Origin of the sequence: Methanofollis sp. W23, from assembly GCF_017875325.1 — an archaeon.
Classification (GTDB): Archaea; Halobacteriota; Methanomicrobia; order Methanomicrobiales; family Methanofollaceae; genus Methanofollis.
On record NZ_JAGGMN010000001.1, the window covers coordinates 960,146 to 977,796 of the forward strand.

Sequence of the window (17,651 nt, forward strand, 5' to 3'; positions counted from 1 at the left end):
AGAATGAACATTTTGAATTCAGAGTCTTTCAGTTGACCCAGAGTGAAGAACATGAGAGTCAGTGATCAACAGAATTACATTACACAAATACGGAATGATTTTGAAGCAAGTCAGCGTGTCAAGGACAGCCTAAATTCTTCAATTCATGCCCTTGCTGACGATTTATACAGCAAGGATACCCATTTTATCTTTGAGTTAATCCAGAATGCAGAAGATAACTCATACAATGTATTGGAGCCATCTCTGTCCTTTCAATTGGTGAGATCTGATCCGACCGGGACGCCGGTTTCAGATGGAGCGTTGATCATTCAAAATAACGAGGTCGGTTTTTCCTCAGAAAATGTGAGTGCGATCTGTAAGGTCGGTCAGTCCACAAAGACTGACAAGACCCAGGGATATATTGGAGAGAAGGGGATTGGTTTTAAATCCGTATTCAGGGTGACAACAGATCCTCATATTTTTTCCAACGGCTACAGGTTCCGCCTGCCTGAGCATGACGAGAAAACAGAGTTGGGATATATCGTGCCCCTATGGGTCGATGAAATTCCTGACAGTCTCAATACATCCGGGACTACGATTATCCTGCCCCTCAACAAAAGTGATTTTTCTTATGAATCCATCGAGAAGATGCTCAGAGATATCGATCCGGTAACCGTTCTATTCCTGTCGAAACTGAAAAAAATAGTTATAGAAACAGAAACTGGGTACAGGCTCTCGATACGGAAAGATGATAGCAGAGCACCGTGTGTTCAGGTTATAGTCGAAGGAAATGATCAGGGAGATTCATTCCAGCGCACGCAAGAATTCATCGTGCACACCAGATTGTTTCATAAACCAGACAATATTTCCTCAGAAAAACGAAACCGGATTGATGAAAGAGACGTTTCAATTGCCCTCCCCCTTGATAACGAGGCCCGAAGTGCCGGCAAGGTTTTTGCCTATCTTCCCGTGCATGAAGATACTGGCCTGCCATTCCTGCTCAACGCCGATTTCTTGCTGTCAAGTTCCCGCGAGGCCATCCATGAGGGTGACCCATGGAACCAGTGGCTTCGAGATTGTATTCCTGAAGTCTTTGTCGAGGCATTTGAGAGATGTCTGGATATCGATGAATTCCGCGAGAGAGCTTACGGTTTTATTCCCCTTGAATCCCATGCGACATTCTTCGAGCCTGTCGTGAGCTCAATTCAGAACGCATTGAGTGATCGAGAAATTGTTCTGACTGAGCCTGAAGGGAAAAAGTGCAAGCCCTCGGAAGCATGGACTGCGGGAAAGAACTTCCGTTCTTTGCTTTCAGAACAGTCGTATCCAGAGGCATTATTAACTACCCGGCTTGTTCTGCAGGGAATTGAGAAATATAAAAAACAACTTCAGTTTATCGGGGTCAGTGGTTACACAGTCGATATTGTCAGGCAGTGTTTTCTGGACAGAGAGTGGATAGAAGAGCACGATATTGATTGGATAATCAAGAGTTACCAGTATCTCTCATCTCAAAAGAGCCTCTCAAAAGACACTTTGGCAGGTTGTCCAATTGTTCCGGTAGAGACAGAAAGCGGCACACGCTTTTCCTGCGATAGCGAGCAGCCAATCTATTTTGAGTGCGATGATGAATGTGAGAAGATATTAGGCGATGTCCCCAAGTGTGCTCGGGTAAAACTGGCCTTTTTGCAGAAGGAGTTTTACACCAGAGTAAAGGATAACACAGAGATCTGTGAATGGATGAGTAAAACACTGGAGATTCATCCATTCTCAAAGCAAAATTATGCAATAGATGTCCTGCAGTGGTTAAAAAAGCATTATCAAGAGATATCTGATGATGACCTTGTATCTGCAACGATCTTTCTCTCGCAGTTCGCCAGCACTGATATTGATTTCACAGATATTCCTGTATTGCTCTCAGATAACAGGAAGATGCTGCTTTCACAGGCGAAAGCTCTGCATGAAATTCAGGTAGTGGTAACACCGGAAGCACTTGACCCTGAAACAGGATGGCAAAATATCTTTGCGACAGAAGAGGATAGGAAACATCTTGTCTCACTTTCGGACCATTACATTAAAAATAGCAATGATGGGGATTCATCTGCCGACCTTGAAAAATTATGGTCTAGAATTGGAGTTACATGCTATCCTTTACCTATAATACACGAGGACGATGAATATGGTACACTAACAAAATACGAAGATGAACATATTAATGATAATTATTCACTATATAAAAAATGGATATCCAATTGGCGGCCATTTGAATCCTTGAAATCATTTCAAACGCTTGATGAAATTGCAAAGATCAGATTTTCACAGAGTTTAATCAACTGGTTGAAGCATCAAAATAAGAATACACCATGGTTGCAGACCATAGTAGAGTATTTCTACTATTCTCAGAGAGTATCAAGATACGATTCCGAAATTGTTTTCGCGCTAAAAAATACTTCCTGGCTACCCACAACAAAAGGTTATGTTCGTCCTGACCAGGCGTTCCTTCCTCTCCCGCAGATCCGAGAAATTTTCGGTGATACGGCCCCGTATTTTGAGGACGAACTTCCCGAACATGTTGTTCAACTCCTTGGAATCAGGACACAGGCAACCGCCGGGGAATTGATCACCCTCCTGGAACAGAAGTCGCACGATGGATCTGGATCAAGAGATTTTGCAGAGAGGGTGTACCGATATCTTGCCTCTCTCAATCTTGATTTTGAGCTGACCCAACGATTCAAAAAAGGCAATCTCATCCTTATACCTCAGGAAGCAACAACTCCAAGATGGGCTTCAGTTGATCAAGTTATCTGGAATGATCACAGTGAGGTGCTGGGTGACGAGTTCTTCTACCTCAAAAAATACTATCCAGATCTCGAAAAATTCTTTGTAGAGACCCTCTCTGTCAAGAAGGATGTTGACACCGAATGTTTTGCCCGGCGGTGGTTGTGCCTTCAGAACGAATCGAACCGTGACAATCAGAGAACCGAAAAGATTCTGACCACGATTTATCAGAGGATTCGTCATGTCTGCACAATGAGTAATCAGAAACGCCCGGCTTGGTGGGATGAATTCAAGCGCGAAGTGAAAGTATGGACCGAAAATTCAACTTTTGAACAACCGGCATCGGTTTATATCCCTGATGACGGCGAGTTGAAACAGATCTTTCAAAACAATGAGATCGACCTGGTATGGTATCCCCACAGGGCCTCTCATTTAGATTGGGAAAATGTGTGTCAGACCCTTGGACTCAGATATCTTTCAGATGCATTAACCTGCTCAGTGGCGGGCAATGCAGAGTACGTACCCAGAACCAAACCTGAACTGCTGACCGATCCCGCAAAAATCCTCATTGCAACCTGGATCTTTGAGAAATATCAGAATGATTACAAAAAATTGCTCGATAGAGATGTTCTTGGATCGCTCCTGAACACGACCGAGGCTCTGACCGATGACCTGAATGTGATCTATTGCTTAGAATATACCAAGGTCAAAAAGTCTTGCGATGCATTCTGGGATGTCGATTCAGGCAGGCTACTAATTTCAAAGACCTCATGTGGGCGCACCAAAAACGCTGTTGCAAGGGCACTTGCTCGCGGGTTAATGCCGAACCATGCCTCCATGGAATTATCTAACTGGATCGAACTGGTTCTTGGAGAGGATGATTGGGAATTCAGAATTCAGGATAATAATTGGAACATCCCAGATGAGATCAAGGAGTGGATGGATTCCCGGAGAGAAGATCAGATTGTCCTCGTTCCAGAACCCGAGACTCCCGGGATGACCGATAGAGGTCAGGATGAAAATATACCCTGTCCCCCCCCTGCAGAGGCTGTATCCACAGGAATCCTTTCCAGCGAAGGGAGCGCCCCGACATATCATACCCCCAGCGACAGAACTGCAAACGATGACCTCAGCCAGAATTATGGTGATGGGAGTTATGAAGGAATGAAATCGCCGTCTTGCTCGGGGTCGGGGACGAATCAGCCCCTGGTGGAGCATCACAATCCTCTGGTAGTTGAACTTCCAGAACATGAGTCCCGTCATCCAGATTTCAGGGCCACACATGTTGAACAGATGGCTGCAAACGCTCCACTCCGGATCTCTGAAGTGCGAGAACGTTCAGTATCAGTAGGTCTGGATGACGTCAAACTGGAAGCTGAGCAATATCTCCGCGACCAATATACAAATGAAGACGGTGTGATGATCTGTCAGATCTGCAAAAACGTGCTTCCCTTCAAACTTGACGATGGATCCTACTATACAGAGAAGGTTGAATTTTTAACCGATCTGAAGAAACGTCATTATCAGAACTATCTGGCGTTATGCCCCAACCACAGTGCGATGTTTCAACATGCGAACGCATCGCGTGATGTGATGGGGGAGTTGTTTGAAAAGATGCAGGGGAATGAAATGGAGATCGTTCTTGCGAAGAAACCCAGAAAACTCTATTTCACGAAAACCCATATTGCGGACCTAAAGGCTGTGATCGCCTCTGAAAAATCATCACATGGAGAGGAGCAAGATTGAATCGTTCTCTCCCATAATTTTCTCTATAATTTTCCGTGATCTGAGCAAAATAGACAATCTGGTTGTTTAAAAATCATATGATAATCTATCTTAAAGGTCATCCAGAAACTCTCTTTCCCACACCCACCACTGAAGATAGAGACAAATGATGGTGTAAAACCCTCAACTCTTCGCAGGTACTGTTTCTTACTAATCTTCATAGGTGGAGGGAGGCCGGGGGGCGCTCGCCCCCCGGTGGAAGACATGCGTTCAGAATTCCTGGAATAAAGGTGTTTGATCAGGAAGATGATTCATATCCCCGATACTTTTGGATACCCGAAACTAAGATGACATCATCTTCTCCCGATCACCACCACGCTGTAATATCTCCCCGCTTCTGCCGTTCCTTCTGGTCCAGTTCCTTCCCCACCCCTTCGAACCGGATCCCGATCCTGGTCCTGCCCGACGCCGACCTCTCCTCAGTGAGAATATGGTTGACCGGGAAGAACTCCCGCACATCTGCACCGATATTATGTCCAGAGCAGATGATCTGGACATTGTTGCGCTCAAGGATCGACCCGATCTTCTCCCAGAGATAGTGTGCCCCCGTCGACCCAAAGGGATTGTCGATGATGAGCACCTTTGCGGTCTTCATATCATACCGGTCGACGACGATACTCCGGATCGCAGACATGAGGGTCACCAGGAAGATGATATACATCGTATTCTCCTGGCCGTCAGAGGCCTTGACCTGGTCCCACTGTTGAGGGCGGTGAGAGCTTACATCGACCTTGCGGATCTTGACGCGGATCTGCCCCATGTCCAGCACCCGACCCACCAGCTGGTCTGGCATGAGTGCCCTCTCCACCTCTTCTGGCCCGAGTTTCTCGGTCTGGATATGATGGGTGAGGTCCTGGATGTACTGGTGCATTCTTCCTTCTGCCACCTCACCGGTGTATGCGCATGTGTCGAAGTTTATCTGCACCATCTCGTACGTCCGCCCGTCGATCTCGATCTTCGAGGCTGCCGGGAACGTCTTCAGGTACTCCAGGTATTGCATCGCCATGCCAAGGGCCTGGACAACGATCTTGGTCTGGGCCGCGAGCAGCCCGTCCATCATCCTTGTGGTCATGGCGATCTCTGAGATGATCATCTCGGCACCATCGTCCAGGCCTTGCCGGATAGCGATCGCCTCCTCAATGGTCTCCGCCACCCTGAATTTTCTCTTTATCTCCTCTATGTGCCCTGAGACAGCCGTGACCCCGGTGAGGTCGTCGATGACCTGCTCCTTTGTGGCTCCCAGTTTTTTCTTGCGTTTTGTGATCTCTGTGTGGTGTGATGCAAGTTCCTCCTGGAGGGATTTGTAGGGGACCAGGGCGCCGGCCTGGAGAGGAACTCTCCCGGCAAAGTGGTAGGTGTCATTGAGCACCTCATAGCCCCGACACTGAGTCTCCAGCTCTCTCTGTCCGTTTTCCGCCTCTGTGTATGCAGCACGGAGGGCCGTGATCTCGTCATGGGTGTGCACACGTAGATCCTGCAGCCGGTTCAGTTCGGCCTGATATGGCGAGGCGTCGAGGAGAGCCAGGTCTCTGCTATAGGGCGTGGGTGCGTGGCTGTTGAAGTCGGTCTCCGCCTTCTCCATGTCGATGGACTTGAGGCGGTGCTCCCCCTTTGCAGCCTCATGCCGTTCGGCCGCCTCCTCAAGGTATTTTTTGAGGGTCTGCACCCTCTCTTTGAGTTCCTCGATGGTCCTTGAGGGGATGGGCTCGTGCGGATCTTCTGCTTCGATCTCGGCGAGGGGGATCTCTACCTTCTTGATATCATCAAGAGCATCTTTGGCCTGTTTTCTCCATATGGCGATCGTATCCTGAACCTGGTTGAGATCTCCGGCAACGCGCTGGAGCACCTGCTCTGCCGCCTGGTACTCGGCCCTGAGCGGGAAAATTTCCACCCCATGGAGGACCTCGACCCCGTCACGATCATATTTCTCGTATTCTTCGCACTCCTTCTTCACCGCACGGAGGTGCCCCTCCAGTTGCCGGATTGAAGCCTCTTTCTCTTTCAGTTCAAGGGTGCCCTCGTCGATCCTGGCCCGGGTCTGTTGCTGTGCCTCCTCGCACGTTTTCTTCTGCAAAATTCCCTGCTGTAGATGAGCCGAGACCTCCTTCATCTTCTCTGAGGTTGCAAGGATCTCTGTGAGCAGGAGACGCTTTTTTTCGAACTGATCGATATCCTCATTTTTCTTTTCCAGGCGTGCCTGCAGTTCGGGGAGGGCATGGTGGTCTTCATCGATCTTTTTTCTGAGCGTGGCATGCCGTGAGACCTGTGCATCACGTGCCTGTACATCCTCCTGGAGTGCGGCCTCTCGTTCCTCCCGGTATCCTGGAGAGAACCGGGAGGTGAATTTTGCGAGGGCTTTTCTGTCGTGTTGCAGTCCTTCCACCCTCTCCTCGGTAAGAGTGCATTCCTCCTCGACCCTGGCGATCTCTTTTTTGAGGTGTGCCGCCGCCCGGTCGCTCTCGAGGGCATGGAAGGTGTGTTCCGGTGGCCTTGACGGGATACAGACGTCTCCAGAGGTGAGCATTCTCTTCTCCCTGAGATGGTCGAAACTGGTGAGGATGACCCGGGCGTCCTGGACACGGGCAGGGAGAAGAGATGGATCCTTGGCAATGGCCTTGTAGTCCCCGTGAAGCAGGAGGATGGCCTTTGGGAGCCAGGGGGCGTTGGCCAGGTCTTCTTTTCTTCTCTCTTCAGGGGAACTCTTCAGGTACTTGGCCCCGCTCATGGCGGTCGGATAGTGCTCACGCAGACTTTCGAGGGCGTCCAGATATTCCTGCCCCGGGACGACACCATATTTCTCTGCGGCCTTCAGGTTCCCGATCAGGGAGGCATGATTTGACTTCAGGTCTGCGAGTGATTCCTGCAGCTGAACGACCTGCCCGTCGAGGTGAGTGATGCAGGGCTCGACCTCGCCCATCTCATAGAGGCCGGCGATCTGGAGGGCTTCCTGTTCCATGTCAGTATAGGTCTCCAGGTCAACCTTCACCCGGGCGATCGCTCCCTCAAGAACTGTGATCTGACCGTTCAACCCTTCTACCAGACCTTCGTTCCTGTGGAGCCGCTCTTTTCTCTCCTCGATCGCTGCAAAGAGATCAGCACACGCCGCACGCTCACGCTCGATCCGTCTCCCGGTGGCCTCGATGAGGCCAGGGACATGTACCGAGAGACCTGCGTCGACCCTGGGACACCCCTCATGGCGCTGGCGAAGGTCTGCCTCCCGCTCTTCGAGGTCGGTGACCTGCTGCCTGCGATCGGCAATGTCCTGTTCATATCCCTGTACCCGCTCCATGACGCGGCCAAGGTTCTGCGCAAGGATTTTGTTTTTCTCTTTGAGGACGGCCGCCTCCTCTTCTTTCCTCTGCAGCCGTTCGACGACCTTCTGTTTTTCCTCTGCAGCATGGACATAGAGCGTCTTTCCAAGGAGACGGACCCTGGAAAAGATTTCCTCGTGGTCGCGTGCGGTGTTCTCGATGATCTTTTCGTTCCTTTGGATCTCTTCCAGGGCCTTCCTGTACCCGAGATATTTATTCACCGCCCATGAAAAGTCCACCTTCTTTTCCTGTTCTTTCACCGCCTCAGCACGTCGTGCCCTCTCCTCCTCAGCCCGCTTCTCGGCCTTCCTGAGGAGGTTGACCTCAACATTCAGGATGATGAGCCCGTTCCTCTCGATCTCGGTGTCCGTGGCCTGGAGTGCCGCCTCTTTTTCCGTGCACTTCTCCTTGAGTCCACAGATCTCCTCCTCCTTATGGACAAGGGCATCCTGGTGTGCAGCATACTGCGATGCGGCCGTCTGTTTCGAAGCCTCGAAGGCCTGGAACGAATCGATCAACTCCTGGTTTGTCTCCTGCAGCGTGGTGACCCCGGCATGGAGGCGTTCAAAGTCGTGTAGTTGACTCTGCTTCTCCTGCAACTCTTTGAGCTGGTTCTGGGACTGGCAGAGTGCGTCGGCAAGCGCTTTCGTGCTCGACTCGTCTTTCTTCTCCCCGGTGATAAGAGCCTGCCTGTCCTGGAGGCACCGGTCGACCGTCTGGATCAGGAGTTTTTCCACCAGTGACCGTGAGGTCTTGAACTCCCTGAAATATGATTTCAGGAAGTTTTCCTGCCTGTTGATCTCTTTGATAAATCTCCATTCAGATTCCAGGAGGCAGTATCTCTTGAGCCGTTCAAGATACTCTCTCCTGTTCCTGGCGATCCAGATGTCATGGTCTTTCTTCTCCTTGAGCATCTTCCTGGTGTCGGCATAGTCCCTGACCACAAACTCGCCTTTCTCTCTCCAGCAGAGGGGGATTTTTTCGAGGTCGAGATCGTTTGGCCCGTTATAGAGGTGGAGATATGAAAAATATTTGATCCCGTCGTCATTTCCCTCTTCGTCCGGGTCAGACTGCCGTTTCGCACAAAAACCGGTCAGAAGATATTTCTCATCTGCAATCTCCTTTTCCAGTTCCCACTCGGCAAGGATATGGGTGGTGCGGTTCGGGTCCCCGCCGCGGAACATGTCCTTGAACGGATGGTTTGGGTCGAGCGAGGCATTGGGGAGGACACACTGGAGCATGAGCATCAGCAGGACCGATTTTCCGCCACCGTTTCTCAGTTCGTAGGTGGCGTTCCTGCCAAAGAAGGGCATCCGAAAATCTTCGAATATGCTCTTCCCGTCGTCGAACTGGGCATTGATGATCCGTACCTGGCGGAGTTTAGGCATCGTCTCCCTCCCCGACCTCGCCAAGCCCCTCGATAAATGTCCTCAGGTCGGTCTGGACCTCCTCGTTGCTGTAGATCTCGGCGATGATCGCCTTGCACCGTGGGGTGAGGTAGACGGCGTCGTCGTGTTCCCTGACAAGCTGGTTCTTCTCCATGAACATGATGGTGCTGTTTACCAGGGCGTGCTTCGAGCCCGAGCCCCGCTGTTTGATCTTGTCGCTCTCGTCTGTTCTGAATTCAGACGGGGGAAGTCTGTCCCAGAGGTCGGCGATCACCTTGAAGTTAAACTGGTAGTCTTCGCTGGTTTTCTCCAGGTATTCGAGCGCTTCCATTGCCTTCATCTTCTTCTCCACCACCTCGATGAGATGCTTTTTCGGCACCTTCTCCAGATAAGGCTCGTGGGCGGAGTCCTGGTAGAACTCGGTGATGAGGACATGCATGATAAAAAAGACCGTGTACATCTCGGGGTTGTTGAACCCGCTCCCGAGAGCCTGTTTGATCTCGGTGTTTGAGAGGCCAAAGACCGGGTTATGTATCCCGGGACTGAGATAGAGGGCGTCGTGATGTCTGCACAGGACCAGTCGCTGTCCCTTTGCGCAGAAGGCCAGCGCCTCCCTCACCTCGGCCTCCTGCTCGTACCGCAAAAATTCCCCTGGATGGTCGGAGCGTGTGAGCGACCCGTTCTCCAGGATGCAGTAGAAAATCTCCAGGGCGACCCCGAGGTTCTTTTCGTCAAACTTCATTCTCTTGTTCTCCCATAAAGTCAAGATGAGAGACGTACACGTCTCTTTCGTCGGTGAGCCGCACCCTGACGTCGGGTCTGGACCGGACTCTGATCACGTCGATGGCCGCCTGCTTCTCGGCCGCGGCCGAGACCAGAACCTTCTCGATGGGGCTCAGTCGGTCTTCTGGTGCGTGGAGGTCGAAGACGGTCTCGTAGGCTTCTTTCTCTTCCTGCCGTACGCCCCGATTCAGTTCGATCAGGAAGGGGATGAGGTCGATGTGGTCCATTCCTTCGTCGCCGTACTGTTCCAGGATCAGGTCCAGGAACGCGGGCAGGTCGAGGGTTCCGCCGGCGGCCTCGAGCCCCTCCACCAGGACCGACGCATAGAGGGTGAAGGCCGTGCTCTGCCGTTCATGCACGATCTTGTCAGGGGACTTCGTGTCGCCCCAGTCTTCCTCTGCCACCCGCGTCTCTGTGGTCCCGGTCTTTTTCCCGATGATACTCTGGGGCTCAAAGAGCCTGTAGAGGCTGAAGGTTTTCCTTGCGTTTGGGAGGAGGAGGGGGAGCATCTCCACCACGTGCACGTCGTTTGGAAGGTTGGCCTGGACGTGGCTTTCAAGCATCTGTTGGAACTTGTAGCGGCGGTCAAAGAGCGAGTGCAACCTGATCTGTGTGATCCGTTTATATTCGGCAGGGATCCCGGTGTAGTCTTTGAGGAGGGTGTTGTGGAGTTTGTAGCCGTAGTCCAGTTCGTCTGCGAGTTTTTTGATGACGATGAAGTCCTCTTCTTCCCCAAATGACGCCGCATGATCGGTGACCTGCGTGGCATCGTCTGAGAGTTCCTGGAGGGTTGCCCTGACCTGCCTGAAGAGTTCATCTTCCTGTTCAAGCTGGGAGATGACGTCCCTGGTGTAGTCAGTGAATTTTTTCACGACGTCGGGGTCGCCGAAGATCATGCTGTCGAGCAATGCCTGTTTTTTCCCTTTTTTCCGGTGGACCTCGAGGTTGAGGTCACGCACCGTCTCAAGGGCGTTTCTGAATGCACCGCTCTCGATCTGCTTTTTAAAGAGGATGAGGGTGACCGTGACCCTGGACTCTTCAGGGAGTTCTTTGATGGCGATCATGAACTCAAGCCCGGCGTCGGTGATCTCATATGCCCCTTCGTTCACGTCGTACCTCACATAGTGGACATAACGGTCGACCTGCTGCTGTCTCACCGGGTCAAGGTACTGAAAGTCGTAGAGTTCTCCTCCAGGGGTGGTCTCAAGGATTCCGAGTACCGTCCGCGTCACTGCCCGGTCGTCAAATTTCCGCCTGGGGTACATCTCCTCCATCATCCCCATGACATATCCCTGGATCTCTTCGGGCGGTACCATGCGTCCCTGGAGCCGGCCCTTCTCGATGAGAAATGTCAGCACACCCAGGCCGAGGTAGAGGGCGTCATAGTCCAGGTTCCTGACCGAAGGCGAGGTAAAGGCCTTAAAGAATGGATAGAAGCACACCAGGTGCTCCATCCGTTCGTTGATCTCTTTACAATGTCTTTGATAGTCCACAGGCCTTCATCCTCCTGAGGTCGACGGCGGTGAGAACCTCCTGCGGGAGATATCTCTCCTCTGTGATGATCCACTCGATCGCCGCCCTGCTCTCGTCGTCGAAGGCGTCGATGAAGGGGGAGAGTGAAATCTGACCTCTCTTCTGGTCGTTCCTGAGAGGGCGTGCATTCCGGTATCCCGCCTTCTTCAGGACGGCGGTGTAGAGGGAGGTGGCTGGCCTGATGCCATAGTTGGGGTAGCGTGCCTGCAACCGGTTGAAGATGGCGATGCCCTCCCTGTCGATGTCTCCAAAATAGACGTACCTGTCGTCCAGGGTTCCGCCCACGGTCTCGATGTACTCGAATTTTTTCTGGATCGCGTTCCCCTCGCCGTAGATGACCAGGTTGATCCCGTCGACCTCGCCAGCGGTCACCGCCTGCTGCATGGTCCAGAAGGTGTCCTTGTTCTCGACGATCAGGACCGTCCTCTCTGTCGTCCCTTCCAGCGCGCCGAAGTCCTTCTCAAAATAGAAGAATGGTTCATACACCTTCTTCGCCCTGATGTCTCCAAGCGTCAGACCGAGGTTCCTGAGCACCGCCTCGCCGTCGACCGCGGCGTGCCGGGGTGCATCGATCGCCTTCTCGTCGCCGAAGATCTCGTAGGAGCGTTCGTTGACGGTCAGCACCTCGTCGTCGTCATCTTCGATCATGTCCCTGATCCTGAGGATGGCGTCCCGATCCCTGCGGTAGTCGTCTGCGTGGTGTGCGTAGTAATCGATGGAGATCGGGGTGGGGAGGGAGAAGAGTTCGCTTCGGTGCTCTGCGGAGAGGGGTGCCTCCTCTTCGGTGAGCAGGTCCCGGCGGAGGGTATATTTTGCCGGCAGCCCTCCGTACTCGATGAGCGGCCGTGCGCTCTTGAGCGGGACCAGCACGCCGGCTTTGATGAGGTTTTGGACCGTGCGTATGAACTGCTTCTGCTGTTCGGTGTCGGTGAAGAGGTGGATCCCTGCGTCTTTGAGGAGGATGTCCATGTCGTGGAGGGCGATTCGTTTGTTTTTATGGTGGAGGAGGAGCGTCCGGATCTGGTCGTGCATGCGATCATCTGGTTCTATCTGTTTTGCTTCTGATAAGGGGTTCGATCTGGGGTGGGGAAGTGATTTTGCTGGAGAGAGGGTTCTGGGATTCCTTGATGTAGAGTGCAGGTATGAGACCGTGCCTTGTCCACCTTCCCACATCGGTCACACTGGGTGTTCTATCGAAGATCAAAGATCTTCTCAATCTCGCTGATGCTCGCATCCCCAGGTAGCCCTGGGTCCATGATGAGGCTGGGGGTGGCATAGACGATCATGAAGAGAGGGTGCTGTCCTTGATTTATTGTGAGATCAAGGTGGAGTGCGAGAGATGTGAGCTTGAGAAGACTCGCAGGACTTCGAGGGATCTTGGAGTGCGAGCGTGAATGAGTTTGAGTAAATTTCCAATTATTGGATGATACGTCTCCCGCGACAGAGAATCATCCAGAGGCTCTCTATATAGTGGAAAAATCTCTAAGAAATCTGTATGGTCGGGATCCACATCGTTGAGAAATAAAAATCGTTGGTATGAGATAGGGGGATGAGACGCTGGTGATCTCCGTCGATCTCGATCGCGTTGACTGGGCAAGGTGATTTTGTGCTAGAATTCAAGGAAGTCATGATCAAGTATGGATATCGATCCGTGGCACCTGGCTATGTAGTTGATAATCTACATGCTGGCCAGATATATGGCCAGTTCAAGATCCACGAATTTTAATCAGACCAGAATGAATGAGACTCATATTATACACTCAGATATGGGTCAAATCAAAATTGGATCTTAATGGCATACTTAATCTTTCTGGCACGGATGTCAACCAATATTTCAATTTTTCTGTATTTTTCAATTTATTAATGAATTAAGGCCTATTTATCAAATATATGGGAAATTAATTCGTCGATAAACCACAAAATAATTATATTATGTATTATACTCTATATTGATGCCTTCAAGGCGTTTGTTTACTTTCAACGGAAAAAATAACGGTTTAATCATTGTATATGGCAAATATGGAAGTGGTAAAACGACTTTATTCCAAAAATGGACAGAGCAACATGGTATACCCTATCTCAATATCAACTCCCTGATCAGCGAACAGACAATTGGATCCCCCTCTGGAGATCGACCGGAGGCGGTCCAACGCGAATTTCGAGATACTATCGATGGCGCAGAGGGAGACGTGGCCCTCTGTGACAATCTCGAACTTCTGTTCGCCGCCGACCTCTCCCTCGATCCTCTCCGTCTTCTCAAACAGGCGGCTCGCACGAAGACGGTCGTTGCAGCGTGGGATGGGTCCTGGGATGGTTCAAATCTATCTTATGCCGTGCCAGGCCATGATGAATATCGGGTATATTCCCCCGCCGACCTCCGTGGCGTGACTATCTATTCAGTGAACGAGGCGAGTGCTCTATGAAGTACGGAGACCTCGTCCAGTTCGATCCGATCGAAGATATCGTGCAGTTGCGGGAGGCCGACGACAGGCGCGAGGCCGAGCGGCTCGTGCAGACCTATGTGATCTCAGACGGTATGGCCGAGAAGATCACCTCCAACCTGATCCCGTTTCTTGATCTCGATCCGACACTGGACAAAAAAGGACTCCTGATCGTCGGCAATTACGGCACCGGCAAATCGCATCTGATGTCGGTGATCAGTGCCGTTGCAGAGCATGCCGATCTGGTCTCCCAGGTCCAGAATGATGAGGTGCGAGAGGCGGCGCAGAGGATCGCCGGTCAGTTTGTCATTATCAGGACCGAGATCGGTGCGGTCAAGCAGTCGCTCCGGAATATCGTTTGCGGGGAACTCGAGCGCAATCTTGCAGCACTGGGAGTCTCCTATACTTTCCCGCCGGACGACCAGATTGTCAACCATAAGGATGCGCTCGTCGAAATGATGCATGCCTTCGAGGAGAAGTATCCGAATAAGGGACTGCTTCTTATCGTGGACGAACTCCTGGATTATCTCCGTACCCGCCAGGAGACCGATCTGGTGCTTGACCTCAACTTCATGCGGGAGATCGGGGAGTCGTGCCGCCTGAGCAAGTTCCGTTTTATGGCCGGTGTCCAGGAAGCTCTCTTCGACAATCCGAGGTTTGAGTTTGTGGCCGATTCAATGCGGCGTGTGCAGAAGAGGTTTGAACCGGTCAGTATCTATGGCGAGGATATTGCTTATGTCGTCTCCGAGCGTCTGCTTAAAAAGACGCCTGAGCAGGAGGCAAAGATCCGTGCTCATCTGGAGAAGTTCGCACCTCTTTATGGGGATATGAACGAGCGTCTTGATGAGTACGTGGCGCTCTTCCCGGTGCATCCGCGTTATCTGGAGACGTTCGAGAGACTCTATATGGTGGAGAAGCGAGAGGTGCTCAAGACGGTCAGCCGCGATGTGAAACGCCTGATCGATGTCGAGGTGCCTGCAGATAGCCCAGGGATCTTGTCCTATGATGGGTACTGGTACTCTCTCGCGGAGGACCGGTCTGTTCGGACAAATCAGGATATCAGGAGAGTTCTTGAAAAAGGGCATATCCTTCAGAATATTCTGGAACGTTCTTTTGAGAAGAAAAAATACCTCGATGCGGCGGTCAGGATCATTCATGCCCTCTGTGTCCACCGCCTGACGACCGGCGATCTCAAGTCTCCAATCGGGCTGACGCCCGAGAACCTGAGGGACGATCTCTGCCTGTATCTGGATATTCCTGAGCAGGACTCTGAGTTCTTGCTTACGACGGTCGAGACGGCGCTCCGAGAGATCAGCAGGACGGTGAGTGGTCAATTCATCTCCCATAATGAGGGGAACGACATGTACTATCTCGACGTCGAGAAGGACGTCGATTATGATGCCAAGATCGAGGAGAGAGCAGAGTCGCTCAACAAGTGGAAACTGGATTCCTATTATTTCGATGCCCTGGCCAGGGTGATGAAGGCCGCTGACGTCACCTATGTGAGCGGGTATCGGATCTGGCAGCATGAGGTGGTCTGGGCAGACCGGAAAGCAGGCCGGCCAGGGTATCTCTTCTTCGGTGCGCCGAACGAGCGTTCGACCGCACAGCCGCAACGAGAGTTCTATATCTATTTCATTCAGCCGTTTGCTCCGCCGGAGTACGATGACGAGCAGCGGCCTGATGAGGTCTTCTTCAGACTGATGAAGTGGGATGATGAATTCTATGAGGCCCTGAAACGATATGCAGGCGCTCGTGAGATGGCGAGCACGGCGTCGGCGACAAACCGAGGGGTGTATGAGAAGAAGGCAAATGAACACCTGGCCGTGATGATGCGGTGGCTGCGGGACAATATGGTGACGGCGTATCTTGTCACCTATGGCGGTGTCGAGAAGAACTTGCTTGAATGGGCGAAGGAAGGAGCGGTCCCGACGGGGGGCGATGTGATGGCGATGATCAACGGCATCGCCGCCTACTGTCTGGCCCCGCATTTCGAGGACCTGGCGCCCGATTATCCGCAGTTTTCCCAGACGATCCGGGGTGCCGACCGCGAGGATGCGGTGAAGGATGCCCTGACTTATATCCGCGGTGGCCTGAAGACACAGCGGGGTGCGGCAGTGCTCGATGCTCTCGGTCTTCTGGAGGGCGATCAGATCAATCCGGAAGAGTCGATGTATGCCCAGCACATTGTGACACTCCTCAAAGAGAAGGCGTTCGGTCAGGTGCTGAACCGCAGCGAGATCATCAGCAGTGAGCATGGGGTTGAGTACGGACGTCGGTTCAGGCTTGAGCCCGAGTATGTCGGTCTGCTCCTGGCGGCGCTGGTCTATCACGGCGATGCGGTGGTAGCCTATCCGGATGCGAAGATCACGGCCGCAAACCTTGACGAGATGACAAAGAAGAGCGGGTCAGACCTGGTAGGGTTCAAGCATGTGGAACTCCCGAAGGAGCCGCCTCTTGAGGTGCTTGCCGAGTTGTTCAAGACGATCGGTCTGACCCCCGGCCTGGTGAAGAACACGGCCACCCACCGCGAGGCGGTGAAGCAGCTCCAGGACCGGCTGAAAAAGCTGATCCCTGAGGTGGTGGAGGCAGAGCAGCGGCTGGATAATTCGCTTCTTCTGTGGGGTCGTGACCTCTATGATGAGCAGACGAAGGAGCAGAAGAAGCAGGACCTTGAGAGTCTGAAGGTGTTTCTAGAGTCGCTTCAACGGTTCAAGACTGAGGGGAAACTCAAGAACTACAGCGGGACGAAGGCTGATGTGCGGGGTCATGCGAAGCAACTGGCGTTGATGAAGGAGATCGATGACCTTGCGCAGTTCTGTTCTAACCTTGCGCCTCTGACGTCGTATCTCTCGCAGGCCGAGATGGTGCTCCCTGAGGGGAACGAGTGTCTGGATGCTCTTTCTGAGTTGAAGCGTTCGATATTTGTGCAGCTTGAGAAGGGGGAGGAGATCACGCCTTCCTTCCAGAATGATCTCAAGCGAGAACTTGAGAACCAGAAGAAGCGCTACATCGCCGAGTACCTCCGTCTCCACCGGCTGGCCAGGCTGGGCCATGAGGGGGACGAGCGGAAGAAGCGGTTGATGGCCGACCCGCGTCTTACGGCGCTGCGAGCCCTCTCCGGTATCGAGATCCTGCCGAAGCGTTCCCTGAACGAGTTTGAAGCGGTTCTTGCCACTCTGAAGCCGTGTTTTACTCTCACCGAGAAGGACCTTGAGAGAGATCCGGTCTGTTCGTGTAACTTCAGGCCGAAAGACGAGGAGGGCGCACCTTCGCCGGACGCCGTGCTGGACCACCTGGAGGATCAGCTTGATGCGATCTATACCGGGTGGACCGAGACGTTGGTCGAGAACCTGAGCGATCCGACGGTGCAGGCGAACCTCGAACTGCTGAAGCCGAAGGACCGGGCTCTGGTGACCGATTTCCGCGAGCAGGGAGAGTTGCCGACGCCGGTGTCGGCGAACCTGGTGCGGGCGCTGCAGGAGGCGCTTTCCGGTCTGGTGAAGGTGACGATCAGGACTGACGATCTGCAGCATGCGCTGATGGCAAATGGGTCGGCGTGTTCGGTGGATGAGATCGAGACACGGTTTGACGAGTATGTTCAAGATCTGGTGAAAGACAAGGACGAGAGAAAGGTGCGTCTGGTGGTGGAATAA

Annotated in this window: 6 protein-coding genes; 2 read left to right on the plus strand and 4 right to left on the minus strand. The window is 52.4% G+C overall.

The annotated features are described in order from the left end of the window. The first annotated feature begins 51 nt into the window (after positions 1–51). The gene (locus J2129_RS04005) at positions 52–4,500 is read left to right on the plus strand and encodes a hypothetical protein (RefSeq protein ID WP_209629641.1); all 4,449 of its coding nucleotides are present in this window, start codon (positions 52–54) and stop codon (positions 4,498–4,500) included. Positions 4,501–4,846: 346 nt separating this feature from the next. On the opposite strand, the gene J2129_RS04010 is transcribed toward J2129_RS04005, so the two are convergent. From J2129_RS04010 to J2129_RS04025, 4 genes are read right to left on the minus strand one after another with little or no spacing between them, the layout of a single operon-like run. Further along, positions 4,847–9,238, minus strand: coding sequence for a hypothetical protein (locus J2129_RS04010; protein WP_209629642.1), 4,392 nt, complete (start codon positions 9,236–9,238; stop codon positions 4,847–4,849). Beyond that, entirely contained in the window at positions 9,231–9,980 is a 750-nt protein-coding gene (locus tag J2129_RS04015) for a DUF6063 family protein (protein WP_209629643.1), read from the minus strand. Before J2129_RS04015 ends, J2129_RS04010 begins: the two co-directional genes overlap by 8 nt. After that, positions 9,970–11,514 carry a hypothetical protein gene (locus tag J2129_RS04020; RefSeq protein WP_209629644.1) on the minus strand — a complete coding sequence of 515 codons (1,545 nt, stop codon included), beginning with the start codon at positions 11,512–11,514 and terminating at the stop codon, positions 9,970–9,972. Before J2129_RS04020 ends, J2129_RS04015 begins: the two co-directional genes overlap by 11 nt. Continuing rightward, the gene (locus J2129_RS04025; protein ID WP_209629645.1) at positions 11,492–12,586 is read right to left on the minus strand and encodes a Wadjet anti-phage system protein JetD domain-containing protein; all 1,095 of its coding nucleotides are present in this window, start codon (positions 12,584–12,586) and stop codon (positions 11,492–11,494) included. The genes J2129_RS04020 and J2129_RS04025 overlap by 23 nt, the downstream gene beginning before the upstream one ends. A gap of 1,387 nt (positions 12,587–13,973) precedes the next feature. Between J2129_RS04025 and J2129_RS04035 the strand changes: the two genes are divergently transcribed. Further along, positions 13,974–17,651: a DUF6079 family protein gene (locus J2129_RS04035; protein WP_209629647.1), complete on the plus strand. Its 3,678-nt coding sequence runs from the start codon at positions 13,974–13,976 to the stop codon at positions 17,649–17,651.

Excerpts from the sequence above, each read along its gene's own strand:
- J2129_RS04005 (WP_209629641.1), top strand. The coding sequence starts at position 52 with ATGAGAGTCAGTGATCAACAGAATTACATTACACAAATACGGAATGAT.
- J2129_RS04010 (WP_209629642.1), bottom strand. The coding sequence starts at position 9,238 with ATGCCTAAACTCCGCCAGGTACGGATCATCAATGCCCAGTTCGACGAC.
- J2129_RS04015 (WP_209629643.1), bottom strand. The coding sequence starts at position 9,980 with ATGAAGTTTGACGAAAAGAACCTCGGGGTCGCCCTGGAGATTTTCTAC.
- J2129_RS04025 (WP_209629645.1), bottom strand. The coding sequence starts at position 12,586 with ATGCACGACCAGATCCGGACGCTCCTCCTCCACCATAAAAACAAACGA.
- J2129_RS04035 (WP_209629647.1), top strand. The coding sequence starts at position 13,974 with ATGAAGTACGGAGACCTCGTCCAGTTCGATCCGATCGAAGATATCGTG.